At 41.5% G+C, this 25,116-nt stretch carries 28 protein-coding genes and 1 pseudogene; 13 read left to right on the top strand and 16 right to left on the bottom strand.

Annotated features, from left to right (window positions below; genetic code table 11):
• Positions 1 to 289: 289 nt before the first annotated feature.
• The 4 genes from ACFVAD_RS06120 to trhO all read left to right on the top strand — a co-directional run bounded on the left by ACFVAD_RS06120 (position 290) and on the right by trhO (position 4,386).
• Positions 290 to 1,735 (top strand): ABC transporter permease, encoded by a 1,446-nt coding sequence (locus ACFVAD_RS06120; RefSeq protein ID WP_386637163.1) that lies wholly within the window; start codon positions 290 to 292, stop codon positions 1,733 to 1,735.
• Between the two features lie 12 nt (positions 1,736 to 1,747).
• Positions 1,748 to 2,443: an ABC transporter ATP-binding protein gene (locus tag ACFVAD_RS06125; RefSeq protein ID WP_386637165.1), complete on the top strand. Its 696-nt coding sequence runs from the start codon at positions 1,748 to 1,750 to the stop codon at positions 2,441 to 2,443.
• 62 nt (positions 2,444 to 2,505) lie between these two features.
• A complete protein-coding gene (locus tag ACFVAD_RS06130; protein WP_386637167.1) occupies positions 2,506 to 3,261 on the top strand; it encodes an alpha/beta hydrolase in 756 nt (251 codons plus the stop codon).
• Positions 3,262 to 3,423: 162 nt separating this feature from the next.
• Complete coding sequence (gene trhO, locus ACFVAD_RS06135; protein WP_386637169.1) at positions 3,424 to 4,386, top strand: oxygen-dependent tRNA uridine(34) hydroxylase TrhO; 963 nt, start codon at positions 3,424 to 3,426, stop codon at positions 4,384 to 4,386.
• Between the two features lie 37 nt (positions 4,387 to 4,423).
• Here the strand turns inward: trhO and ACFVAD_RS06140 are convergent, their stop codons facing one another.
• Positions 4,424 to 4,618 (bottom strand): hypothetical protein, encoded by a 195-nt coding sequence (locus ACFVAD_RS06140; protein WP_386637171.1) that lies wholly within the window; start codon positions 4,616 to 4,618, stop codon positions 4,424 to 4,426.
• A gap of 183 nt (positions 4,619 to 4,801) precedes the next feature.
• Between ACFVAD_RS06140 and fumC the strand changes: the two genes are divergently transcribed.
• Entirely contained in the window at positions 4,802 to 6,202 is a 1,401-nt protein-coding gene (fumC, locus tag ACFVAD_RS06145; protein ID WP_386637173.1) for a class II fumarate hydratase, read from the top strand.
• 66 nt (positions 6,203 to 6,268) lie between these two features.
• Here the strand turns inward: fumC and ACFVAD_RS06150 are convergent, their stop codons facing one another.
• Positions 6,269 to 6,559, bottom strand: coding sequence for a hypothetical protein (locus ACFVAD_RS06150; protein WP_386637175.1), 291 nt, complete (start codon positions 6,557 to 6,559; stop codon positions 6,269 to 6,271).
• Between the two features lie 212 nt (positions 6,560 to 6,771).
• On the opposite strand from ACFVAD_RS06150, the gene ACFVAD_RS06155 reads away from it, so the two are divergent.
• The 4 genes from ACFVAD_RS06155 (at position 6,772) to ACFVAD_RS06170 (ending at position 9,182) form a co-directional block, all read left to right on the top strand.
• Positions 6,772 to 7,434, top strand: a complete 663-nt coding sequence (locus ACFVAD_RS06155) for a sigma factor-like helix-turn-helix DNA-binding protein (RefSeq protein ID WP_386637177.1) — start codon at positions 6,772 to 6,774, stop codon at positions 7,432 to 7,434.
• Between the two features lie 20 nt (positions 7,435 to 7,454).
• Positions 7,455 to 8,033: an ATP-dependent Clp endopeptidase proteolytic subunit ClpP gene (gene clpP, locus ACFVAD_RS06160; protein ID WP_386637179.1), complete on the top strand. Its 579-nt coding sequence runs from the start codon at positions 7,455 to 7,457 to the stop codon at positions 8,031 to 8,033.
• Positions 8,034 to 8,107: 74 nt separating this feature from the next.
• Entirely contained in the window at positions 8,108 to 8,632 is a 525-nt protein-coding gene (locus ACFVAD_RS06165; RefSeq protein ID WP_386637181.1) for a GyrI-like domain-containing protein, read from the top strand.
• Between the two features lie 28 nt (positions 8,633 to 8,660).
• Positions 8,661 to 9,182 carry a cupin domain-containing protein gene (locus ACFVAD_RS06170; protein WP_386637183.1) on the top strand — a complete coding sequence of 174 codons (522 nt, stop codon included), beginning with the start codon at positions 8,661 to 8,663 and terminating at the stop codon, positions 9,180 to 9,182.
• Positions 9,183 to 9,307: 125 nt separating this feature from the next.
• On the opposite strand, the pseudogene ACFVAD_RS06175 reads toward ACFVAD_RS06170, so the two are convergent.
• Positions 9,308 to 9,773: pseudogene (locus tag ACFVAD_RS06175) on the bottom strand (nucleoside deaminase).
• Between the two features lie 72 nt (positions 9,774 to 9,845).
• On the bottom strand, positions 9,846 to 10,151 hold the full coding sequence (locus tag ACFVAD_RS06180) for a hypothetical protein (protein ID WP_386637185.1): 306 nt from the start codon (positions 10,149 to 10,151) through the stop codon (positions 9,846 to 9,848).
• 396 nt (positions 10,152 to 10,547) lie between these two features.
• Between ACFVAD_RS06180 and ACFVAD_RS06185 the strand changes: the two genes are divergently transcribed.
• Together ACFVAD_RS06185 and ACFVAD_RS06190 are read left to right on the top strand one after the other, a co-directional pair.
• A complete protein-coding gene (locus ACFVAD_RS06185) occupies positions 10,548 to 10,676 on the top strand; it encodes a hypothetical protein (RefSeq protein ID WP_386637187.1) in 129 nt (42 codons plus the stop codon).
• A gap of 900 nt (positions 10,677 to 11,576) precedes the next feature.
• Positions 11,577 to 11,777 (top strand): hypothetical protein, encoded by a 201-nt coding sequence (locus ACFVAD_RS06190; protein ID WP_386637189.1) that lies wholly within the window; start codon positions 11,577 to 11,579, stop codon positions 11,775 to 11,777.
• A gap of 62 nt (positions 11,778 to 11,839) precedes the next feature.
• On the opposite strand, the gene parC is transcribed toward ACFVAD_RS06190, so the two are convergent.
• The 3 genes from parC to ACFVAD_RS06205 form a co-directional block, all read right to left on the bottom strand.
• Positions 11,840 to 14,272, bottom strand: coding sequence for a DNA topoisomerase IV subunit A (parC, locus tag ACFVAD_RS06195; protein WP_386637191.1), 2,433 nt, complete (start codon positions 14,270 to 14,272; stop codon positions 11,840 to 11,842).
• A gap of 3 nt (positions 14,273 to 14,275) precedes the next feature.
• Positions 14,276 to 16,240: a DNA topoisomerase IV subunit B gene (parE, locus tag ACFVAD_RS06200; protein WP_386637193.1), complete on the bottom strand. Its 1,965-nt coding sequence runs from the start codon at positions 16,238 to 16,240 to the stop codon at positions 14,276 to 14,278.
• 249 nt (positions 16,241 to 16,489) lie between these two features.
• Entirely contained in the window at positions 16,490 to 16,903 is a 414-nt protein-coding gene (locus ACFVAD_RS06205) for a CoA-binding protein (RefSeq protein ID WP_386637195.1), read from the bottom strand.
• A gap of 182 nt (positions 16,904 to 17,085) precedes the next feature.
• On the opposite strand from ACFVAD_RS06205, the gene plsY reads away from it, so the two are divergent.
• Complete coding sequence (gene plsY / locus ACFVAD_RS06210) at positions 17,086 to 17,694, top strand: glycerol-3-phosphate 1-O-acyltransferase PlsY (RefSeq protein WP_386637197.1); 609 nt, start codon at positions 17,086 to 17,088, stop codon at positions 17,692 to 17,694.
• A 42-nt stretch (positions 17,695 to 17,736) separates the two neighbouring features.
• On the opposite strand, the gene ACFVAD_RS06215 is transcribed toward plsY, so the two are convergent.
• The 5 genes from ACFVAD_RS06215 to ACFVAD_RS06235 form a co-directional block, all read right to left on the bottom strand.
• On the bottom strand, positions 17,737 to 18,213 hold the full coding sequence (locus tag ACFVAD_RS06215) for an 8-oxo-dGTP diphosphatase (RefSeq protein WP_386637199.1): 477 nt from the start codon (positions 18,211 to 18,213) through the stop codon (positions 17,737 to 17,739).
• 24 nt (positions 18,214 to 18,237) lie between these two features.
• On the bottom strand, positions 18,238 to 18,636 hold the full coding sequence (locus ACFVAD_RS06220) for a VOC family protein (protein WP_386637201.1): 399 nt from the start codon (positions 18,634 to 18,636) through the stop codon (positions 18,238 to 18,240).
• 16 nt (positions 18,637 to 18,652) lie between these two features.
• On the bottom strand, positions 18,653 to 19,225 hold the full coding sequence (locus ACFVAD_RS06225; RefSeq protein WP_386637203.1) for a nucleotidyltransferase family protein: 573 nt from the start codon (positions 19,223 to 19,225) through the stop codon (positions 18,653 to 18,655).
• A gap of 121 nt (positions 19,226 to 19,346) precedes the next feature.
• Entirely contained in the window at positions 19,347 to 19,946 is a 600-nt protein-coding gene (locus ACFVAD_RS06230) for a histidine phosphatase family protein (protein WP_386637205.1), read from the bottom strand.
• A gap of 93 nt (positions 19,947 to 20,039) precedes the next feature.
• Positions 20,040 to 21,821, bottom strand: a complete 1,782-nt coding sequence (locus tag ACFVAD_RS06235; RefSeq protein ID WP_386637207.1) for a S9 family peptidase — start codon at positions 21,819 to 21,821, stop codon at positions 20,040 to 20,042.
• 169 nt (positions 21,822 to 21,990) lie between these two features.
• Between ACFVAD_RS06235 and ACFVAD_RS06240 the strand changes: the two genes are divergently transcribed.
• Entirely contained in the window at positions 21,991 to 23,172 is a 1,182-nt protein-coding gene (locus ACFVAD_RS06240; RefSeq protein WP_386637209.1) for a CapA family protein, read from the top strand.
• An 82-nt stretch (positions 23,173 to 23,254) separates the two neighbouring features.
• Here ACFVAD_RS06240 and ACFVAD_RS06245 read toward each other — a convergent pair whose 3' ends face one another.
• Genes ACFVAD_RS06245 through ACFVAD_RS06260 form a run of 4 tightly spaced genes read right to left on the bottom strand, consistent with a single transcriptional unit; the run spans position 23,255 to position 25,089 of the window.
• Positions 23,255 to 23,704, bottom strand: a complete 450-nt coding sequence (locus ACFVAD_RS06245; RefSeq protein WP_386637211.1) for a GNAT family N-acetyltransferase — start codon at positions 23,702 to 23,704, stop codon at positions 23,255 to 23,257.
• Positions 23,705 to 23,738: 34 nt separating this feature from the next.
• Positions 23,739 to 24,236, bottom strand: a complete 498-nt coding sequence (locus ACFVAD_RS06250; RefSeq protein WP_386637213.1) for a GNAT family N-acetyltransferase — start codon at positions 24,234 to 24,236, stop codon at positions 23,739 to 23,741.
• Positions 24,237 to 24,239: 3 nt separating this feature from the next.
• Complete coding sequence (locus ACFVAD_RS06255) at positions 24,240 to 24,617, bottom strand: DUF4440 domain-containing protein (RefSeq protein WP_386637215.1); 378 nt, start codon at positions 24,615 to 24,617, stop codon at positions 24,240 to 24,242.
• Positions 24,618 to 24,651: 34 nt separating this feature from the next.
• Positions 24,652 to 25,089: a GNAT family N-acetyltransferase gene (locus ACFVAD_RS06260; RefSeq protein WP_386637217.1), complete on the bottom strand. Its 438-nt coding sequence runs from the start codon at positions 25,087 to 25,089 to the stop codon at positions 24,652 to 24,654.
• Between the last annotated feature and the right edge of the window lie 27 nt (positions 25,090 to 25,116).

Genomic DNA, 25,116 nt, shown 5'->3' on the forward strand with positions numbered 1-25,116 from the left:
CGGAAGTAACAAGGAACTTATAATTTAGTACATATCAGTAGATGGAACGCGGAATGATGGGAAACTATCACGTTCCGTGTGGAGCAGGGGAAAAGCTGGAGATGACTTCAAATGCTTACCTATTGCTAACTTTAATGAAGTAACTAAAGCCTAATTTTTCACTTATAACACCGAGAAATTAGACTTTTTATATTTTGATTTCCTTAACGTTGTAAATCCGCATTTTCCTGACGCTACCCCTTCTTGAGCTAAGAAAAGCTACAATAATTTTATATTGGGGGAAAGCAGAATGAATTTTATGAAACGCGCTTTTTTAAGCGTCAAGACAAGGGCAGGAAAAAGTCTCCTTCTCCTTTTCACATTAACCGTTATTTGTGTATTTGTGTTATCCGGACTATCCATACAAACCGCCGCAGGCAAATCAGCAGAGCTTGCACGTCAAAATATCGGCGGGAACGTAACACTGCAGGTGGATCGTGAAAAAATGATGGAGCAGCAGGCAGCGGAGGGCGGAAGACCACGCTTCGAGATGACGCCCATTTCTTTGAGTGAAGCCGAGGAATTGATAGATTATCCGGAGGTAAAAGGATATAACTTTACTTCATCTACTTTCGGCAAAGCGCTTGACTTTGAACCAATAGAGAGTGGATCTGCAACTGAAAATGATTCCACTGAGTCCAATCAAGGTGGACCTGGACGAATGGGAGGGATGATGCTTGCGGACCTTTCCATTGAGGGTGTTCTTTTTTCTGATTCTGTACAAGCATTCCTCGACGGGGATTCCACCATATTAAAAGGGCGTCATCTTACAGAAGAAGATGCAGACGAGCCTTTTACCCTGATAGAAAAGACTTTAGCAGAGGAAAATGATTTATCTATTGGCGACAAAATCCAAATACAGTCACCTGATGAAGTGGCCACTTTGGAGTTTGAGATTATTGGGATATACGAAACAACTGTTGCAGGAGATAGCACCGGTATTAATTTCACTGCCTTGAATCCGTACAACAAGCTTTACGTTCCATATACTGCGGCTACCACATTAAAGGGAGAAGGATATGAAGGAACGATTGACAGTGCCGTCTACTATATGAACGATCCCAGTAATATTGAGGACTTTATTGGCAGGGCAGAGGAAGAAAGCTCCATCGATTTTGCAACCTTCAAGCTCGATGCCAATGACCTGGTCTACCAGCAAATGGTCGGACCGATAGAGAATGTCGCCTCGTTCTCGAAAAATGTGGTCTACCTAGTCGCCATTGCAGGAGCTGTCATATTGGGCTTGATTGTGATGCTGACTATTCGCGAAAGAAAATATGAAATGGGTGTGCTATTGGCTATCGGGGAAAAGAGATGGAAGCTGATGGGACAATTTATTGTCGAAATCCTGATAGTGGCAATCATTTCTCTAAGTTTTGCCTCTATGGCGGGTAACCTTGTTGCCAACCAGGTTGGAGAGCAATTACTGCACCAACAGCTTGAACAAAGTGCAGAATCCGCATCCAATCCGGAATCTTTTAGAAGACCTGGCATGGGTATGATGGGAGGCGGTATGGGACCTGGCTTTGTACAAGAGCAGGTCGATCCAATCGATGAGCTCGAAATTGCCATCACGTCCAAGGATTTTGGTTTGCTGGCAATTATCGGATTAATTGTATCTATTGTTGCGACTATAATTCCATCCCTTACTATTTTACGTTTGCAGCCAAAAATGATTTTAACCAAACAGGATTAGGAGAGTGTTAAAATGAATGAATTACTGGAGTTTTCTAATGTAAGCTATTGGTATAAACAAGGGGGCAGGCAACAGACAATCCTTCAAAAGGTTCATGCTTCCTTTGATAAAGGCAATTTCTATTCTGTAATAGGTCCATCAGGGTCAGGCAAAACAACCTTTCTGTCATTGGCCAGCGGATTGGACGTCCCAAAGGAGGGGAAGATTCTTTATAACGGGAAGGATATCCAGGATATTGGACTATCGAATTTCCGCAACAAGTTTGTCTCTATCGTCTTTCAATCTTATAATCTCTTACCTTATATGACAGCAATGCAGAATATTATAACTGCAATGGAGATTACCGGTTCCAAGGTGAAAAAGAAAAAGGAATTTGTTCTGGAGATGTTAAATAAGGTGGGGATCAATGAAAAACAGGCCAATCAGAGAGTGCTGACATTGAGCGGCGGACAGCAGCAGAGAATTTCCATTGCACGTGCCCTATGCTGCCAATCAGATTTTATCGTGGCAGATGAACCGACAGGAAACCTGGATGAAGACACTGCACAGGAGATTGTCCAGCTATTCAAGGAGCTTGCACATAAAGAAAACAAATGCATCATTGTAGTGACGCATAATAATGAAATAGCTGCTACATCGGATGTTATAGTGAAGATTAACCGAGGGAAATTTGAAGTACGTAAAAATGATATCACTATCATGGCATAAATGATATCTAGTCACCAATCCGCACTTAGGTTACAATATGATTATTATTCAGGAATATAAGGGTGACTAATTTGCAGAAATCAATCGAAATCGAACATAAGGGACAAATTTTAAGAGGGATGCAACATATTCCTGCGGGAAACAACCTTCCTGCCGTCATCCTCTTTCATGGTTTTACAGGTACAAAGCTTGAGCCACACAGATTCTTCTTGAAAATATCCCGCACACTTGAAACGATGGGAATCGCGTCTTTCCGCTTTGATTTTTTGGGAAGCGGGGAAAGTGACGGGAATTTTGAAGAGATGACTGTGCTCAGTGAGGTCAGAGAGGCAAGGACGATTTTGGAATATGTCCGATCCCATCCTTCCATCGATAAGGAAAACGCTATTGTTCTAGGGTTCAGCATGGGCGGATTGGTTGCAAGCCTTTTGGCAGGGGAGCAGCCCGCAGATATAAAGAAACTTATTTTGCTCGCCCCGGCAGGAACATTGCCACAAATCATTGAAAAACAGATGGGCTTTGCAACTTTTATAGAAGAGCTCAACGCCTTTGACCTAGGAGGCAACCTATTAGGTAATGACTTCGTAACGGAATTGAAAAACCTGGAGGTATGGGAGCGGGCAGCCAGATACACAAATGATGTATTGTTGATACACGGAACGAACGATCAGGCAGTACATGTAGAGGTTTCCTCACTTTATAGGAAGAATTGTTATCCTCATGCAACACTTCTTCACATTGAAGGAGCAGATCATACGTTCAACTCCTACAAGTGGGAGCTGGAAGTTATTGAAGCGATATGTAAATTCAGCAGCTGAATAAACTAAAAAAAGACTCCAGCACACAATGGAGTCTTTTTTTAAGTTTGGAATAGAAAGGTTGCATCTAAGGAACTATTTTTGCTATAGTAATATGTTGTATGTTCTTTACAGAAACATACAATGGATAAATATACTCATAAAAGGTATTGGTGATAAAAAATGAATCAAGATTATAGAGTGCTATTATATTACAAATATGTAGATATCGAGAACGCCGAGGAATTTACCCAGGAGCATCTGGCGTATTGTAAGGAGCTTGGATTGAAAGGACGGATATTGATCGCAACTGAAGGGATCAATGGAACGGTTTCAGGTACTGTTGAACAAACGGATGCCTATATTGCACATATGAATGCCAATCCGCTTTTCGCTGACATGATCTACAAGATCGATGAGGCAGAAGGACACGCTTTCAAAAAGATGAAAGTCCGCTTCCGCCCAGAGCTTGTTACGCTTCGTCTTGAAAACGATGTGGACCCGAACAAGACGACAGGTAAACATCTAAAGCCGAAAGAATTCTTTGAGGCGATGCAGCAGGAGGATACAGTAGTCATTGATGCACGCAATGATTATGAATATGACTTGGGCCACTTCAGAGGCTCTGTAAGACCGGATATCAACACATTCAAGGAACTGCCTCAATGGATCAAGGAAAACAAAAAGAATTTTGAAGGCAAAAAGATTTTAACCTATTGTACAGGTGGAGTGCGTTGTGAGAAATTCTCAGGCTGGCTGTTGGATGAAGGCTTTGAGGATGTTTCCCAACTTGATGGTGGAATTGTAACGTACGGTAAAGACCCAGAGGTACAAGGGGAATTATGGGACGGACAATGCTATGTGTTCGACGATCGCATCAGTGTACCCATCAACCGTAAAGAGCATGTGGTAGTTGGAAAAGATCATTTCTCCGGCGAGCCGTGTGAGCGTTATGTGAACTGCGCTAACCCTGAGTGCAATAAAAAGATCCTAAGCTCCGAAGAAAACGAACATCGCTATTTGCGCAGCTGTTCAAGCGAATGTAGAGAACATCCAAGAAACCGTTATATAGCTGAACATGGTCTCTCTGAAGAAGAAGTAACCGAAATACTTACAGCTATTCGTGAAGAAGCGCAAGTGAACTGATCAAAAACACCCCGTTACGAACATGTAACGGGGTGTTTCAATTTGCAGAGGAAGATGTCTGATTCGTTCTCCTCCAAATAACTGCGACAACCAATAAAAGTACGCCAACGGTTACCCCTATCAGCTGATCAAATAACAGCTCGCCATTTTTAATATAACGGAATAGAAAAACTCCCCCAAAAATCCCGATAATCATCAGCGAGAGACGTATTACATAGCTGTTCAATTCCATTGCCAAGCCTCCTGACCCCAATATTTAGGTAATTTCATTATATCACAAATATTATAAATTATTCTTAATTTTCCTTTAATTGCATGTCCTCCAAAAAATTAAGTTTTGGATAGATACATAGTAGGAATAGAATAATAAATAGTAAATAAATCAGAATGAACCGCACGGAAAGGAAGGGTGAATATGGATTTTCGAATAGAAAAGGATACCATGGGTGAGATCAAGGTGCCAAAAGACAAGCTATGGAGTGCCCAAACACAAAGAAGCCTCGAGAATTTCAAAATTGGAACGGAGCGGATGCCAATTGAAGTCATACAGGCTTTTTCTCTTTTAAAAAAAGGAGCTGCTGTTGCCAACTATAAGCTCGGAAAATTACCACTCGAAAAAACGGAAGCCATTACAATCGCATGTGAAGAGATCTACAACGGAAAGTGGAATGACCATTTCCCTCTGGTTGTATGGCAAACCGGGAGCGGCACCCAATCCAATATGAATGTGAACGAGGTCATTGCAACAAGGGGGAACCAAATCCTCAAAGAGAGAGAATTGGATTTCACGCTTCATCCGAATGATGATGTGAATATGTCGCAAAGCTCCAATGATACATTCCCTACTGCGTTGCACATTGCAGGTGTCCTAGCAATGGAAGACCAGCTCCTGCCTGCTTTATCAAAATTGAAGGCCACTTTGAATCAAAAATCGGAGGAGTTTCAAGGAGTCATTAAAATAGGCCGAACCCATCTTCAGGATGCTACTCCCCTGACGCTTGGGCAGGAGATAAGCGGTTGGCATCATATGCTGGAAAAATGTGAAAGCATGCTGATGGAAAGCCTTGTATATATGATGGAGCTTGCAATAGGAGGAACAGCGGTAGGGACGGGATTGAACGCCCATCCTCAGTTCGGGGAAATGGCAGCAAAAGAAATAAGCCTTTATTCCGGAAAGGCTTTCACATCCGCAACAAATAAATTCCATGCACTGACAAGTCATGATCAGATGGTCCATGTGCACGGCGCGTTGAAAGCCCTCGCTGCAGATTTGATGAAGATCGCCAATGATGTAAGGTGGCTTGCTAGTGGGCCGAGAAGCGGCATCGCAGAATTATTCATCCCTGAAAATGAACCCGGAAGTTCCATCATGCCAGGAAAGGTGAACCCCACCCAAAGCGAGGCACTTACAATGGTTTCTGCGCAGGTTATGGGCAATGATGTGACAATCGGAATTGCAGCCAGTCAAGGCAACTTTGAACTGAATGTCTTTAAGCCGGTGATCATTTACAATTTTCTTCAATCCGTTCGTCTTTTAGCGGATTCCATGATAAGTTTTCATGATAAATGTGTGGTCGGAATAGAGCCTAATTATGAGAAAATCAAAGAAAATCTTGAAAATTCCCTCATGCTTGTAACGGCGTTGAATCCACATATCGGGTATGAAAATGCAGCTAAAATTGCAAAGCTTGCATATCATGAAGGTATCACACTCAAGGAAGCTGCTGTTAAGACTGGACTGTTGACGGAATCGGAGTTTGATCAGAAAGTGGATCCTGCCAACATGATAGGCAACACAAAATGGAAAGAGAGCTAAAAAATTATGGGAAGTGGGGGAGTTTCAAAAAAGGAAGTCACTGACCGTCAGTGACTTCCTTCACCATCATTTTGCCACAAGATCATCTTCACTTACTTTTTCAATTTTTTCCACAAACATCTGGAACACTTTTCTTTTCTCATCGAGTTCCCTCATGTATTGCTTCAGTTCGTTGAATTTCTCCTCGTACGGTCTATGATAAGTGTTTTTAATGTTGTTGATGATTTCATCATTGATGGTAGATTGAATAACCTGTTTGGTGATGCTGAATTTGATGGAATAAAGCTGGAGATCGCACTTTACCTTTTCATATTCATCGTCAATTTCTTTTTTTGCAAAAGTATTTCTTCTTTCCATTCCCGTAAGGATTCCTTCACATATGATGCCTGCATTTAAAGTACCTCCTTTAGCTACAATCGTAATATTTAATGTAAAATGTATGTATCAATAGAATATTAACAATCAGAGTCAATTTTCTGGGGGTCAATCGAATTATTTTCACCCCCCCATATCTTTGGTGGCCTCCAAAACGTTTAATAGATGAGTGGTGTAAAAGGAGTGAGTAATAGATGGAGAATGTGGAAACAAAGCTTATAGAAAAATACAATTCCCTGCAAAGGTACTGTCACTATTTAACGCGAAACCGGTGGGATGGCGATGATCTTGCACAGGAAACGTTCGCAAAGGTTTTATCCTCCTATAAAGAGTGTCCGACAATCAGTATGAGGCTGATCCAGAAAATAGCTTTTAACCAATGGATGGATATCATGAGAAAAAGAAAGAGGGAGGACTTGTCGGAAGCATTGCCTGACGTATCAGATGCAAAAGTTTCTACTTTCGATAGCCCTTTCATCATTCATGACTTTCTGCTGAAACAGCTGACTCCAAAACAGGCAGTCACCTTCTTTCTAAAAGAAGCATTCCATTATCAGAACCAGGAGATCGGGGAGCTTCTTCATCTGCCCGAGGGAGCGGTAAAAGCGATTGTACACCGCTATAGGAACCGGTTAATTAAGGAGAAAACCGAAGTAGATAAGCCTTTGATCGACTGCATTTGGTTAGATAATGAGGCAAACAAAATGGCTCAACTGATGGATGAAAGTATCCACCGTGCTGATCCATCCATTTTAATAAGGCAACTGCCTTCCTTTAGAACTTTGAAGACCGCTATTACTACTTCCCGCTCCGGAATTACACACACTCCTTCCTGCAGCTTACAAAGTGCAGCATAATATACAAGGAGGGTTTTGCAATGAATATGATTCCATATGTTATTGAACACTCGAATAAAGGGGAAAGGTCGTACGATATTTATTCAAGGCTGCTGAAGGACAGAATCATCATGATAGGGGATGAAATAACAGATCAATTGGCAAACAGCGTTGTGGCACAATTGCTTTTTCTGGCAGCAGACGATCCCGAAAAGGATATTTCCATCTATATCAATAGCCCCGGAGGTTCCACCACTGCAGGCTTCGCCATATTAGACACCATGAACTATATCAAACCCGATGTCAGGACAATCTGCATTGGAATGGCTGCATCATTTGGGGCACTTTTACTGATGGCCGGAAAGAAAGGGAAGCGGCTTGCACTGCCAAATAGTGAAATCATGATTCATCAGCCTTTGGGCGGGGCAAGGGGTCAGGCTACAGAAATCGAGATATCAGCGAGAAGAATCCTTAAGCTAAGAGAGGATATCAATCAGATGATTTCAGATCTGACAGGGCAGCCTGTGGAGAAAGTGGCAAAGGATACAGACCGTGACAATTTTATGACTGCAGCCGAAGCAAAATCGTATGGAATAGTGGATGAAGTACTAGAAAAATAAAACTGCATTCCGGGAGTGGGAAAACTCCCGGAATGCAGTTTTATTTCTGGAAAAAAGCAGGGGATTGGCGTTTTTTGGCGAATATTGAATATATTCATGCTTGGAAAAGAGGGGGAGAAATTGTGACGGAAAAAGTCTATAATGAAAATGGCATCAAGGATTTGGGCGAGTTGAAACTGGTAGGATTCCGTGTCCTGTGTCCCGGTGACAAGTACATATTTGAAATACCCCGTGCGACAAAAAAGCTTTCTGATAGATTGAATGAAATTAAACATGTACGCTATCCTCATCTTTTGAATGGCGCATTTGTGGTGGAACCTTCTTCAGAGGAAGAGGATGGCTACTGGATTGGCGTGGAAGTGGAGGAGTTTGAAGATATCCCCACAGATATGGTGACCCTGACCATCCCTTCCCAAAGCTATGCCAGCACAACGTATAGAGGACCGAACTATGACATAAGAAAAGCGTACCGGGAATTACATACATGGATGGGTCAACAAGGCCTGGAGCGCAACATAAGAGGCTGGCACCTTGAGGTCTTCCATGAGTGGGAGGATGCAGATAATATCGACGTTGAATTGTTGGACACCCTCCACTGAAAAACCTCATAGAGAAAGGAATATTGATATGCATATCGATACACTTGATTATTGGGTAACAAAACTTGAACTGCAGCCGCATCCAGAAGGGGGCTATTATAAACAGACCTTCACATCACATGAAAACATCTCAGACCGGGAGCTGAGCACTGATTACAATGGCAAGCGTTCCCTTTATTCCAGCATTTACTTCCTTTTGACGGATAAGAATGTATCCCATTTTCACCGTCTTAAATCTGACGAGCTGTGGTATTTCCATTGTGGGAGCTCACTTTCTGTCCATGTGATCCATGAATCAGGGGAATATAAGGAATATAAGCTTGGATTGGACTTGGAAAAAGGGGAGACTCCCCAGGTTTTAGTTCCCAAAAACGCAATTTTCGGTTCTTCTGTTGCCACAGAGGATTCCTGTTCTCTTGTTGGCTGCATGGTATCTCCGGGGTTTGTCTTTGAAGACTTCGAATTGTTCACTCAGGCAGAATTGCTGGAGATATACCCGCACCATGGAGAGATTATCAGAAGAATGGCTTATGAGGTACTACCTGAATAATTTTTAATGTAAATGGACTTTGGTAATTGCTGAAGTCCTTTTTTAAATTGAAGTTAATTTGGGTCAACTTTAAATTATTCGATACATCTTTACTTGTGCCAGTACCTATATTCAACCATAGGATCTCAATATTCTATTTTTATACTGGCCGCTTTCCACAAGGTGAATGGATTTTCTTCGGTTTTCAGCTGCACATGATGGAAAGGGATCTGTTTATCCGTTCCGTCTGCTCGAAGCTCTTCATAAATGAAGGCATCATCAAAACCGGCAGCTTTAGCATCATGCTTCGAACCTGCAAAATAGACCTCATGGATCCTTGCCCAATAAATTGCACCAAAGCACATCGGACAGGGCTCGCAGCTTGTATAGAGAATGCAGTCTTTCAATTGGAATTAGATTCTGGCAGGCATCCCTTATGGCCTGCACTTCAGCATGTGCGGTGGGATCCAACTGTCCTGTCACGCGGTTGACACCCCGTCCGACTACTGTTCCATCCTTTACAAGAATCGCACCAAAAGGGCCACCAGAACCCGTTTTCACGTTCTCATTTGCTAGCTTGATGGCTTCCAACAGGAAGAATTGATGGTCCATTCCAACACCTCCAATATAATAGGAGTATATTTAATGGGATGGTGTATTAGAAGGTGGAACAGCACTAACATCTTACTCTTGTTTGAAAATCCCTTCTTGCCAGCGCTGATAAAAATAAATAATTAAAGCAAGTCCAAGCATGATCAGATAAATACCCCAATTAGGCATATTAATTAGTTTATTTATGCCAAACCTTTCTGTAAGTTTTAGCACACCAAAATTAAAAATCGCATCAACAATCATATTCGTAACCATATATAATTTAAAATTACAATAGGTATAAAAATCCAAATTGTTGAGATTAAAAAAAGGCCATATGCAAAAGAAATGTTCGTTATGTGTCCCCATGGTACGATTTTTTCTTTCAGCACCCACCAATCATATGTATATCCTATTTCATACAAAATTGTAAGCAATAACGAAACGAGTATCGCTGCAGGCATATAGCGTTTAATACTGTTTTTTTCATAAATAATAAAGACAGCCAAGGAACAATTAAGCTCAGCCAGAGGAAAACCTTAATGAACAAATGCCTCACCGCCTATCCATTTTACTGTTAGATTATTTTCCTCTATGTAAAAAATAATTATGTGTTTAATAATTCGGAAAAATAACTTTAACAAAAAAAGGACTTTAGATCTACTAAAGTCCTTTTGAAACTGGATAAGTAGGTATTTTGTGCAAGGTGATGTAAAAAAAGTGCTATTATATGCACCATAGAACATTTGTTCGTATGATGGTTATGTAGTACTAAAAAACCAAAAAGGAGAACGGATGATGAATACCAAACGTTCCAAACTAACTTTAGAAGTAACAGAAATCTATTATAAGGATGGTCAAAGTACGACGGAAATAACCGAGAAAGCAGACGTTTCCAGGAGATATATTAGCCAATTGCTCTAAGATAATAAAGTTGAATTGCGTTCACATTGGAAGTGTCAAATAAACGAAGTTTAATTTAAAACATGGTTGGATACAGTGGAATTTCGGAAAGTTCCTTAAAAGTATTAACATCACTTTGTAAGAGGTTATTTAGATGGAACGGGAGTAATAATAAAAAAGTATCTATGATTAACTTTGTTGGAGGCTCATATAAAACTTGAACGATAGATGATGAGCAGGGTGTGATTGTAATACTTGCCCTGCTCATCTTTTATGTTTTTTGAAGTAGACATAACATTTATTATCGGTAGTAGTGAATTAATAATGAATTTTGTATCAATAACTAAGTATACTCTAGATAGTGAGACAAAATATCTTAAATTATGGTTTTGCTTAAATGTTTATAATTCCGTGGTTTTCATCTAGAATCATTTAAATTAAATATTAATCTTTAATAATTCAGATTTGATACAGAAATTCGCTGCTTCTATTCATCAGCAATTTGTATTGGCAAATATTATGTTTTAATCTTGGAGTTTTTTAGTACAATTCCTGAATCTGATTCTGTTCCTACCTCTTTTCAAAAATTCCGCCCAGAGTTTACATAATTCAGTTATGTAATACAAACTGGATTCTCGCAATAAAAATTCCGGTTTCCGATTTACTCATCTTTTGGCATGTAGCTTACACACATTCCAATCAAAGAAATTGCACCTGGTCCCCCCTCTTTGGATATATTTCTCGGCTATTTACGTATTTTAGCCATAGGCTTTCTTAAGCTCATCCTCTAATTCAATTTCGAAGTGTATTCATGTTCTCTGGATTTTAATAACCATTTCAACGATCACAACATATTTTTCCGATAAACGTTTATACTACTAAAATAAAGATAAAAGAACTTCCAATGAAAGAGGTTTTTAGATGAAGACTAAACATATCTTGTTGATTGTAATCCCTGTTCTTTTAGGGAATGTGATTAGCAATTGGTTTTTTGTCACCCATAAAAAAGAGGCGGATTTTAAAAGCGCACTTTTCAGCGGAGTAGTGTTAACTATATTAGGTGTTCTGTATTCCACCTTCCAGACATTATTTATTGTAAGAAGTAGACAAAAGAGTAATTGAAAAAAGCAGTGAACAGAAATTTCCGTTCACTGCTTTTTTTGTCTAAAAATCTGTATTTCAGTCTATTTTGCTTCTTCAGGATCGACAATCCACATTTCCGTTACATCTCCTGCGTCCTGCTGATCGATGATAAAAGATCCGTTAGAATAGCGATCATTGTTACGGTAGCTTGAAGATTCAAGAACTTCCAAAGTACCCTTTTCTGTCTGAATATAAACCAGACTGTTAGATTGTACAATGTCCACTGCTGCAATTAAATGAGGGTTGTTTTTCACCTCACGCAGCATCACAAGACCACGTTTCGCACGTGAGCCTTTATCAAACTCGGTAATCTTCAGCTTTTTCACCGCACCACGATGAGTTGCAATGAAGAGCAATACTTTAGTTTCTTTTTCAAAAGCCAATCCGTTAATGACATAGTCGTCATCCTTCAGATTAATACCTTTAACCCCTGCTGCACGGGCACCGACAACATTGATTTCCTCTTCGGTAAACCAGAGTCCATAGCCATTTCTTGTTGCAAGGAACAGATCCTGATTGCCATCTGTAATATGAACATTGATGAGCTGGTCATTTCCCTTAAGATTGACAGCCATTAGCGGTTTGGAATATCTTTGCGCCTTGTATTGGGAAAGCTCCGTCTTTTTGACCATCCCGTTCTTTGTGACAAACAACAGGAATTTCGGTTCTTCAAAACTGCTGACAGGAATTGCCTTTAAAATGAATTCATCCTTGTCAATACTAATGATATTGGCTATGTGCTGTCCCATGTCCTTCCAGCGGATATCCGGAAGCTCATGAACAGGCAGGTACAGGTAGTTCCCTTTATTGGTAAACAACAGCAATGTATCTGTTGTATTGATGTCAAGTTTAGCAATGACTCTGTCGGATTCCTTCATGCCGAAATCCTGGCCATTGGAGGCTGAATAGGAGCGAAGACTGGTTCGTTTCACATATCCATCCTTTGTTACTGTGACAATTACATCCTCTGATGGAATCATGACCTCAAGATTGATCTTGATTTCTTCGATTTCCTGTTCAATCTTGGACTTTCTATCATTCGTGTAGAGCTTTTTCACACGCTTCAAGTCGGCTTTTATAACATTAAACAGCTTCTTTTCACTGGATAGAATGGCTTCTAGCTCTGCTACCTTCTTTGCCAACTCATCCGCTTCCTGCTGTAGTGCCGTAATGTCCGTATTCGTTAAACGATATAACTGCAAGGAAACAATCGCTTCCGCTTGTGGTTCCGTAAATGTAAATTTGGCAATCAAATTGTCTTTTGCGTCGCGCTTATCCTTGGAAGCACGAATTGTGGCAATTACTTCATCCAGGATGGATAGGGCCTTCATAAGACCTTCTACTACATGCTGGCGATCTTTTGCCTTTTCAAGTTCAAAGCGTGAACGATTGGAGATAACCTCTTTCTGGTGCGCAATATAGGCATCCAGGAAGTGAGGCAATCCCATCAAGGTCGGTCTTTTGTTATAGATCGCAACCATGTTGAAGTTGAACGTTATTTGCAGATCTGTGTTTTTATACAAGTAATGAAGTATGCCGTTTGCATCTGCTTCTTTTTTCAGTTCAATTACGACTCGGAGTCCTGTACGGTCCGTTTCATCGCGGACTTCGGAGATACCATCCACTTTTTTGTCATAGCGGAGCTCATCGATCTTTTTCACGAGGTTTGCCTTATTCACTTCATAAGGAACTTCTGTGATTACGATCTGCTGTTTACCGCCGCGAACATCTTCCACTTCCGCTTTTCCACGGATGATGATCTTCCCTTTACCTGTCTCATAGGCTTTCTTAATGCCTTCCACACCTTGAATGATGCCTCCTGTCGGAAAGTCGGGTCCTTTGACAGCAGTCATCAATTCCTCAACGGTAGTGCTGGGATTATCGATGCGCATGATTGTTGCATCAATTACTTCCCCTAGGTGATGTGGTGGGATATCGGTTGCATAACCGGCTGAGATACCTGTGGACCCGTTTACCAAAAGGTTCGGGTACATGGCAGGCAAAACAGTCGGTTCTTTGCTCGTATCATCAAAGTTAGGGATAAACTCAACAGTCTGCTTATCCAGGTCTCTTAAAAGCTCAGAGGCGATCGGTGATAAACGCGCCTCCGTGTAACGCATAGCAGCTGGTGGATCTCCATCAATACTACCGTTGTTACCGTGCATTTCAATCAGCATGTTTCGTACTTTCCAGTCCTGGCTCATACGCACCATTGCGTCATAAACCGATGAGTCTCCATGAGGATGATAGTTACCGATAACATTACCGACTGTTTTGGCAGATTTACGGAAAGGCTTATCTGCCACATTTCCTTCATGATACATCGCATAAAGAATACGGCGTTGTACAGGTTTTAGTCCATCACGCGCATCAGGTAAGGCACGCTCTTGGATAATGTATTTACTATAACGTCCAAATCGGTCGCCTAATACTTCCTCTAGGGGTAAGTCATGAAATTTCTCTGTCTGTGTCATCTGTTATACCTCCTCAGCGACCAATAAATTATCATTTTCCAGGATATTCGGGTCTTCCTCAAGCCCAAATGCCACATTGCTTTCAATCCATTTACGACGTGGCTCCACTTTATCTCCCATCAGGGTGGTCACACGGCGCTCAGCTCTCGCTGCATCATCAATGCGCACTCGAATAAGCGTACGCGTCTCAGGATTCATCGTTGTTTCCCATAACTGGTCTGCATTCATTTCCCCGAGACCTTTGTAGCGTTGAATCACATATCCACGGCCAATCTTCTGAATGGCACCTTTCAATTCTTCGTCCGACCATGCATATTCCAGTACTTCTTTTTTACCGGTACCTTTACTAACCTTATACAGCGGTGGCAATGCGATGAACACTTTACCCGCTTCAATTAGAGGCTTCATGTAACGGTAGAAGAACGTCAACAGAAGCACCTGGATATGGGCACCGTCCGTGTCGGCATCTGTCATGATGACAACTTTATCGTAATTGATATCGGCAACGGAAAAGTCAGGTCCTACTCCACCCCCGATTGCATGAATAATCGTATTGATCTCTTCATTTTTGAAAATATCGGCAAGCTTTGCCTTTTCGGTATTGATTACTTTTCCTCGCAATGGCAGTACCGCCTGGAAGCGGCGATCACGGCCCTGTTTTGCAGAACCTCCTGCAGAGTCACCTTCTACCAGGTAGATCTCATTCTTTTGCGGATTACGTGATTGAGCTGGCGTCAGCTTCCCGCTCAGCATCGCATCAGAGCGTTTCCGTTTCTTGCCGCTCCGTGCATCTTCACGTGCTTTTCTTGCCGCTTCACGTGCCTGGTAGGCTTTGATGGATTTCTTAACAAGCATCGAGCTCGTATCAGGATTCTCCTCCAAAAAATAAGCCAAATGCTCAGAAACGATCGAATCTACAGCAGAACGCGCTTCACTCGTTCCAAGTTTCCCTTTTGTCTGACCTTCGAACTGCAAAAGCTCCTCAGGTATACGGACTGAAATGATCGCAGATAATCCCTCGCGGATATCAGATCCATCCAGGTTTTTATCCTTTTCCTTCAGAAGACTCACTTTTCTCGCATATTCGTTAAAAATTCGAGTCATTGCGGTTTTTGCACCGGATTCATGCGTTCCACCGTCTTTTGTTCGTACATTATTTACAAAAGAAAGGATCGTCTCTGAATAGCCGTCATTGAATTGGAAAGCAAAATCCACTTCAATCCCGTTTTGAGCTCCTTCAAAGGACACCACGTTATGAAGTGCATCTTTTTCCTCATTCAAATAAGTGACAAAGGCTTCGATTCCACTTTCAAAGTGGAATACTTCTTTGACGCCATTACGCTCATCATTTATCTCAATCTTTAATCCCTTCAGTAGAAACGCCGATTCTCTCAGGCGTTCACATAAGGTTTCAAAGTTATAGGTCGTTGTACTGAAAATGGTAGTATCAGGCTTGAAATGGATCGTTGTACCTGTCTGTTTCGTCGTACCGATCTTTTCCAAGGTCGTTACAGGCTTCCCTCCGTTCTCAAAACGCTGTTCATAGATGAAACCATCACGTTTGATCGTTACTGTCAGCCATTCGGATAGGGCGTTAACAACAGACGCACCAACTCCGTGCAGACCACCACTTGTTTTGTACCCGCCTTGTCCAAATTTTCCACCTGCATGTAGTACCGTTAAAATGACTTCTGGGGTAGGTTTTCCCATCTTATGCATTCCGGTAGGCATACCACGGCCTTTATCCTTTACGCTAATACTGTTGTCTTTATGTATGTTCACAATGATATGATCCCCGAATCCGCCCAATGCTTCGTCGACTGAGTTATCCAGGATCTCATATACAAGATGATGAAGACCTCGAGTGTCCGTACTTCCGATATACATCCCCGGACGCTTACGGACAGCCTCCAGACCTTCTAAAACCTGTATCGCATCATCGTTGTATTCAATCGTATTCTTTGCCACCAAAAACATACCCCTTTCACTTGCTAATGCCACTATCTCTATATGTATAGGTGTTGCGTATATATTAATATTTATCCAATTTGCCGTTTCCCAACAAACAAATATTCGTTTATATATTAACATACATTTTAAAGTTGTCTACGTTCTATTGTATAGAGTTCATCGACTTTCGCCAATAACTTTTGGCGAATATTGTCATAAAAAGAATAAAAATCCTTGCTTCATGGAAGAAAACAAGGATGAAAAGCACTATTTTGTTAAAGCATGCTCCACTTTGATACAACGATCCATGATCACGGTATAGCCCTTGTCCTTTAAAAGGTGATAAGCTTTCTCGTCTTCGAGTCCCAGCTGTGCCCAATAGATATCTGCATCGATCTCCAGAAACTCCTTCGCAACATCATAGAGATGCTCGCTGCGACGGAAGACATTTACGATATCCACATGGCCTTCAATCTCCTTCAGTGAAGCAACCGCTTTAACACCCAGTACTTCCTCCACAATCGGATTGACGGGGATGATCTCGTAGCCAGCATCTTGCATGGCTTTGGAAACCATATAGGACGTTCTTTGCGGGTTGTCTGATAACCCCACAACCGCTATTCGTTTGCTTTTCTTTAATATTTTGCCGATTTCCTCGCGACTTGGATATGCTAGACTCATTATTTTTAGCCCCTTTCAAAATGGTTACTGTGTTTGTTATACCCTTAAAATCTTAGTTTTAACAACAGGTTACAACCACTCCCACCTCTACTTAATTCTGCACAACTTGCAAGAAACCCTTTGCTTCTCTTAAAATTTGGCATATATTAAAGATAGGAATTTTACATAAAGGAGTTTATAGAATGATTGAAATCATAATACTTATTCTTGCTTATCTATTAGGCTCCATCCCTTTTGCTCTTGTTGTCGGTAAAATAGGCTATGGTATTGATATAAGACAGCATGGCAGTGGAAATCTGGGTGGAACCAATACCTTTCGTACTTTGGGGGTAAAGGCTGGCTTGATCGTAACGATCTGTGACATCCTGAAAGGCACACTTGCCGCCTCCCTACCGGTGCTATTGGCTGCCGACATTCATCCTCTGATCGCAGGACTTTGTGCCGTAGTCGGACATGTATATCCTGTTTTTGCAAAGTTCCGTGGAGGTAAAGCAGTTGCAACGTCGGGTGGGGTATTGCTTTTTGTCAGTCCCATCATGTTTGGCATTATGCTTTTTTGTTTCTTTTTATTTTTGTTTCTTACCAAATATGTATCGCTCTCATCCATGCTGACAGGTATCGTTACAACAGCATACAGCATTATATTTGGAGACCTTCCATTGATAATTGCCGTTTCACTTCTTACTGCATTTGTCATATTCAAACACCGGACAAATATCAGCCGGATAATCAATAAAACCGAGCCAAAAATCACTTGGCTAAGCTTGAAAAAGAAAAATCAGACCAACTGACATACTGCAAGTCAAAAAGCTCAGAGAATATCTGGGCTTTTTTTATAGCTGTTTAACTGTTTCTCTTAATGTCTTTTTTTCTTCCTCATCCCACACAGAGTAAATTTCAAAAGTACCCTCCTGGAAAAACAGCGGAAATCTCCTTTTGAACCAAGGCTGCATTGGTAGCTCCTTTGCTTCATGAATGGATACCCAGTGAAGTGTTCCTTCAGGAGGATCCGGTAAAAGTTTCCCTTCAAAGGTGCTGGTAAGGTAGTTGAACACCATATACCTGTAGTTCTTTTTTACATCTACAAATTCATCAAGTCCTTTGTAGATCAGATTTATGACACGAAGGCCCGTTTCCTCATATACTTCCCGTGCCGCTCCTTCTGTCAGGCTCTCAGGAAAATCCAATTTGCCTCCTGGGGCGATGAAACCTGGAAACCCTTTATTACTGGGTCTATCCAACAGCAAAACCTTATCCCCATCTTGAACAAGACACATCGTATAGATGTCCACTTTAATATTATCTGTCATAGGTGATCCCTTCTTTTTGTAAATTCAATTCTGCGGCGCAACCAATTCGACCTTTATTCTGTCAGGATCTTCAAAAAATACGGCATAATAATCATTTCCACCGGCAAATGGATGCTTATCCTGATAAAGGATCGCCACATTCCGCTCTGTTAATGAGTGCGTCAACTCATCCACTTTAGCTCTTGAGGCAGCATGAAAAGCAAGGTGATTCAAACCCACTCTGCTTCGATGATAGGGAACATCCAAAAAACGTTCCTCTGCCTGAACAAAAACGAGGTAGGTTTCCCCGAGCTTCCAGCTTTGCCCCTTTTCCCACTGTTGATAGACCTCATAGCCCAATTGCTCGAGTAGCCATCCCCAAAATTCTTTCGACCTCTGAAGATTAGAAACATAGATCTCGACGTGATGCAGCAATCCCTGCATACTTTTTCACCATCCCTCATTTATTGACATGGACTACCTCAATTTTAGTCCAAATAGATTGCCAATTCTTTTTTAGAATTCGGTCTTCAAATATTTTTTTCCTCTCCTCCGTTTTCGTGAAAAACTCTGTCGCCCTAAGCTTCATCTCCAAAACATCTTCTACTCCGCATGGAGCGGCAAGGATCACGGAACCATGCTTATCCAATTTTACACCAAGTGCTGTTGCTGTCTCCGGAAATTTAGAAATGGCATCAACAGAGGATGAGTAAGGTTCCAGATTGTTAACTTGATGCATTCTCACTTGGTTTTTAACAGACCAGGGAATTCCGGGATGGATGGTCGCAAGTTTCGCTTCCAGCTCCTTTTCTGCAGCTTCGTCTGGCATTTCAGGGTCGAAGTAGATAACATCAATGTCAGGAGGCTCCGTTCTTCCTTTGAAATGATGAAGAGTATCCCAAATTTTTGAACGTACAAACCCTGCACATACCCACCAATCGGGTAAATCAAGAGTACGTGCAGTTCTCAGGATCTGCATCATCCAAGGATCCTGTTCTATTATTCTTATAATTTCCTCTTCATTTTTGAGCATATATGCCCTCCTTTACGGGTTACGAACATACATTCTCATTATAAATCTTAGGTTCCATAAATGAAAGTATATTTTGAAATATAAAAGGTGATCAGCATTTCCATCACCTTGCTACCTTCTTTTACCCGTTAGTAACAGTCTGATCCAGATGCTTTACACAATTGTATTCCTCGCAATTCCATATGTTATCTGAAATTGACAGCGTAGTAATGGACGTATTTTGAAGATAGTTTGTTAAATCTACATCAGGTGTCAATTCTTTTAAGAGATGCCTGATGAAAGATCCGTGGCTTACAATTAGAATGTTAGATTCTGGATGCTTCTGCTGAATGTCCTTTAAGCATGCCAGCCCACGCTCGAGGACCGAATCAACCTTTTCAATTCCCAGATCCATATCCATGGAGCGCCAATCCGCTCCCCATTTTTCCAATCTCTCAGCTTCAGTCGTCCCTTCTATCAATCCACCGCTTACTTCCCTTAACCTCGTATCAAGGATGAGATCAGGTACATCGAGCTTTTCTGCCACAATCTCAGCTGTCTGTTTGGCCCTTAAAAGGTTGCTTGAGTATATATAATCCCAATTCTCTGAAGAAAGGCGTGCAGCAAGCTTTATAGCATCATTGATTCCGTCCTGGTCGAGAGGGATGTCCGAACTACCTTGTGCCCTTCTCTCCTTGTTCCAGGCTGTGCTTCCGTGACGGATAAAACCGAATTTTGTCATTTTGTTATCCTCCTATTTCAAATAGATTAAAGAAACCTTCCACTCAATAAAAACCAAGCTGAACCAGGGGGCCAGCTTGGAATCTTCATAATCTTATAAATGCGAATCAAGAAACGTCAGAATTGCCTGGAACACTTTGATTTCATTCTCTTTTTTTGAGAATCCGTGCCCCTCATCATCAAGGACAAGATATTCCACGTTGCGACCTTTTTCTTTCAAAGCTTCGACAATCTGATCGGATTCCTTTTGTACGACACGTGGATCATTGGCTCCCTGGATGATAAGCATCGGTTTTATCATCGTGTCCAAGTAGGTTGTTGGGGAATCCACAGTCAATCTTTCCTTATCCTCGATCGGATCACCAACCCATTGTTTCATGGCAGGCTTCCAATGATCTGGAACGGAATCGATGAAGGAGAACAGATTACTCACCCCAAAGATATCGATGACCGCTTTAAAGTATTCAGGATGTCTGCCATGCAGCAAAAGGGCCATATAGCCGCCGTAGCTTCCTCCCATCAGGAAGATTTTATCTCGATCTGCATAGCCGTTTTCGATCAGCCATTCCAATCCTGTGATATTATCCAGTCTCGGTCCGTGTCCCCAGTCTCCCTCTACCATTTTCATATAGCTTAGACCATAATTGGAGGATCCTCGGAAGTTCGGTGCAAATATGCTATATCCACGGTTTACAAGAAACTGGAAGTAGGAGCGGAAGAACTTCCTTTCCGAGCTTTGTGGACCACCATGCGGCCAAAGGATCACGTGGCCATTGGAGATTTCCTCCTTGGCACGGAAAAATAATGCTTCAATTTCAAGCCCATCGAAGGACGGGTAGGTTAAAATCTCTGGCTCGGAAAGGTCCTCATCAGATACAGCAGGGACCCGGTTATTGGTAAGAGGCTCCCAAGTTCCATCATTTTTTCTGAAAATGTTGGCAGGCTTAGTTGCCGTTTTACCTAGAAGATAGACTGTCCCGCTTTTCCCGACGATGACTTTGTCTATAATATCAACAGGAGCTTTTTCCTCTTTCAGTTCCTTGGAATCCAGGCAGAAGGAATAAAAAGTATCCTCTACACCGTTTGACGAGACCAGATAGAGATGATTTCCCTTCTTATCATAGAACATGCTGTTCAGATCCAGGGAGCTATCCTCCGTCACTTTCGTACAAGTTTGAGTATCCATATCATAATGAGCCAAGTAGCTCTTATCATCTTCATAATCGGTTAATAGATAGATAGATGAAGATCCTGTAAAAATGGCGTTGGAAACCGTATGCTGTTTATCGGTTTGTGGAGTGAGCAGAATAGTCTCTCCATCCTTCACCAGATAAGCAAGTGAATATGTATTGGCAAAATGCTTCATGATAAGATAGCTCTTTTCATCCGCTGATACATCCATGAGATAGGTGGATGCACCAGAACCTTCAACAAGGAGCGTCTCTTCTTGTGTATCGAAGTCATAGCGATAGGCATTCAAATAAGTTTTATTGTTTTTGGAGCCTGTATAGTAGAGTCTTTTTCCATCTTCCGAAAACTTGGGATTCATATGACGATATTCCTCGTCCACACGCAGATCCTCCAAATCCCCTCCCCGTGTCGGTAACGCATAAAACTGTGTCAATTCATTTCCATCATAATCAAAGCTTGCCAAAATGTATTGTCCATTCGGCTCGTATTTCAGTGCATGACAGCTCTGGTTTTTGAATGTCATCGGATATGGATAGTTATTGGGCAGATCCATCCCCCACAAATTGTAGTGGCCAGTTAGGTTCGTGCTGTAGACCAGCTGAGTCTCATCGGGGCTTACAGAAAAATCCTGAATATTAAACACACGGAAAAATTGTTCCACTTCGGGCTTCTTAAAAGCTAGCATAAATAATTCCCCTTTCATAAATAAATACTCTCCCCATTTTATTTCGGGACACAAATAAAAATTCCTGCATCCCTTCTGAAGTTTCGACGGTTTTTGCAAAGAAAGGATAACAATAACAGGGAAAATGTATTATAGTGGAAGATAGAATAGAATAAAAGGGGTCAATATCGTGAAAGCAAAATGGAAAATAGCATTACCAATCCTATTAATCTTACTAATAGGTGGCGCATTTTCAGGACTATTATTAAACCAGTATAATAATTCCTCCTCCAAAATGGAAAATAAAGCGCCTAAAGAAGTAAGAGCGCATCAGAGCAAGCAAGTAGAAGTCGCAGAAAAATCCTACCGTACAGAAGCTACCATATCCGCTGTTGGTGACCTTCTTATACACAGTACGGTTTACGAAGCTGCTCAAACTGGGGAAAACAGCTATGATTTTAACCCGATGCTCGAACGTGTAAAGCAATACTTGCAGGAAACCGACATCTCCATCGCCAATCAGGAGACGATCATCGGTGGAACAGAAATCGGTTTATCCAACTATCCGAGCTTCAACAGTCCGTTTGAAGTTGCAGATGCACTGCAGGAAGCTGGAGTTGATATTGTAAGCATTGCCAACAACCACACCTTGGATCGTGGAGAGAAGGCGATCATGAATGCGATCAACCACTATGAAACGATTGATATGCAGTATGTGGGCGGATATAAAAGCGAGGAAGACCGTGCCACCCTTCGTACCATTACAGAAAACGGCATCACCTTTTCTTTTCTTTCCTACACATATGGGACAAACGGGATTCCTGTTCCGGAAGGTAAGGAGTATTTCGTCAATCTGATCGACCGTGAGAAAATCGAACGCGACGTGAAGGAAGCAAAAGAGAATTCCGATGTTGTTGTAGTAGCTATGCACTGGGGTGTCGAATATATACTACTTCCTAACACTGAACAGGAAGACCTTGCCGATTTCCTGGCTGGCTTGAATGTTGACATCGTTATCGGCCATCACCCACATGTACTGCAGCCGATGAAATTCCTGGATCGCCCAGACGGCAAAAAGATGTTTGTTGTCTACTCCCTAGGAAATTTCCTATCCGGTCAAAAGGATGATTATAAGGATATCGGCGGCATTCTTCAGCTGCGAGTGGAAAAATTCGTGGATGGAGCTGAAACGAACATCGATATCAAAGTGGATGACTTTATCCCGACTTATGTGTCCCAGGTCAATCCAACCAAATATCACGTAGTACCGCTGAAGGATGCTTCAAACTACGGTTTTCCAAATGGAGCGGCGAAGCATGAGGAAATGATGGAGCATATGTATCAGTGGATTAATGAGGATGCGAGTAATTAATGCAAAAACAAAAAAGTCTCAGAGCAGATGACATGCTCTGAGACTTTTTTGTTTTTGCTTCTATAATATGCCAACTGGCACCTTAGAGTTCTGTTTGTAAAAGCATATCTACATGGGGGATATTATCTTCTAAGTATGTTTCAGTTATAGCTTTGAATCCAAATGATCCATAGAACTTTCTTAGATAATCCTGTGCCTGTATTTTCACAGTGTCTTCCTTTAATTCATGATGGATAAAATCCAGTCCTCTTCTTAAAAGTTCTTCTGCAATTCCTCGGCCTCTATGTTCTTTTTTCACTAATACCCTGCCAATTGAAGGTTCCTTATAGGAAACACCTGCTGGTAAAACCCGTAAATATGCTATAATCTCTCCATGTTCCTCTTTATAAAGGTGATATGACTTTGGGTCTTTGCCATCAACCTCTGGATAAGGGCAATTTTGTTCCACAACAAACACTGAAGTTCTCTCTTTTAAAATGATGTACAACTCCATATTTGTTAAATCATCAAATCTCTTTAAATACCAACTCATAAAAATTTGCACCTCTATTTTGTAGCTTTATCTTCTACAGCAGTTTCCCCATATAAAATTCATCCACAAAAGTACCATCCACCAACAAAGAGTGCTTTTTCACTCCCTCTATTTCAAATCCCATCTTTTTGTACAAATTTATTGCAGCTTCATTATGTACCATGACAGTCAACTCTAATCTGTGGAGATTTCTATCCTTCGCCCATTCCTCCACCTGGCAGAACAATTCTGTCCCTACCCCTTTACCGCGTGCAGGTTCCGATACCCCCACTACGAGATAAATGGAATGCGCTGTCCTTTCTGTTGTTGATCCGATTGCCATGAGGTACCCTATCAGTTCTTCCCCATCAACAGCAACAAGGATTGTGGAGGACTGTTCATTTTCCAAAGGTTCAATCCGGTGTCGTCTTAATTGCTCCCCTGTCACTTTTCTTTCTCCAGGATTAAAGAGCATAAAGTTGGATTCTTCCACCCTTTTTATGAGTTCGGCCAATTTATCTGCATCTTCAGGAAGTACTTTTCTGACATTCATTCTCTATCGCTCCAATTCGATGTACTCACGGATCAGTTTCCATTCATGGTTTTCTTCCCGCCAAATGAACATGCATTTGGCAGGGTATTCCGCTCCGCTTATCACAGCTGTTTCACTTCCCATGACGATATATTCTTTTCCATTTTTACGGGAGGAGATGGATTCGATTTCAAAATTCTTCGATGCATCCTTGTACTGCTTCAATACCGATACAAGGTCATAATGAAAATCATACTGCTCTGGCCTCTCCAATCCTGAGTGCGCCCAGTATCCAACAAATTTCTCTGACATGAAACTTTTTATTTCCGAAGGATCCTTTGTAATAAACGCCCTATCCCAAGCACAAAAATAATTATCCACCACATCTTTGATAGACAACATTCTTCACCATCCTATATTTAAAATCTAGCAATCTTTAAATCTTATAGAAATAAAAATAGTTCTCTTCCTTCTTGAAACCTATTCTTTCATAGAGTCGTTGTGCATTAATGTTATCTTGCATCGTCTCTAGGAGTACTCCTGCTGCACCTTTGCTGTCTGCAAACTCGATTGCCTTGTTCACCAGCTGCTCACCAAACCCTTTTCCTCGATGTTCCCCGTGTACAAACAGATCGTTCAATACCCATGTACGCTTCATTTGAACGGAAGAAAAGGTCGGATACAGCTGGGTGAAACCAACTGCCTGCTCCTGATCATAAGCCAGAAAGATGACTGATTCCTCATTTGAAATCCTTTCGTGCAGAAAATTGACCGCTCCGTCCATATCTGATTTTTGCTCATAATATATCCGATAAAGATTGAATAGATGCGCCGCTTCCTTTACATGGTCCAACCCTGCTCTTTTAATGGTCATTTTGTTCTCCCTCTCCTTGTAGACTAT

The organism is Sutcliffiella sp. NPDC057660, from assembly GCF_042800035.1.
Classification (GTDB): Bacteria; Bacillota; Bacilli; order Bacillales; family Bacillaceae_I; genus Sutcliffiella_A.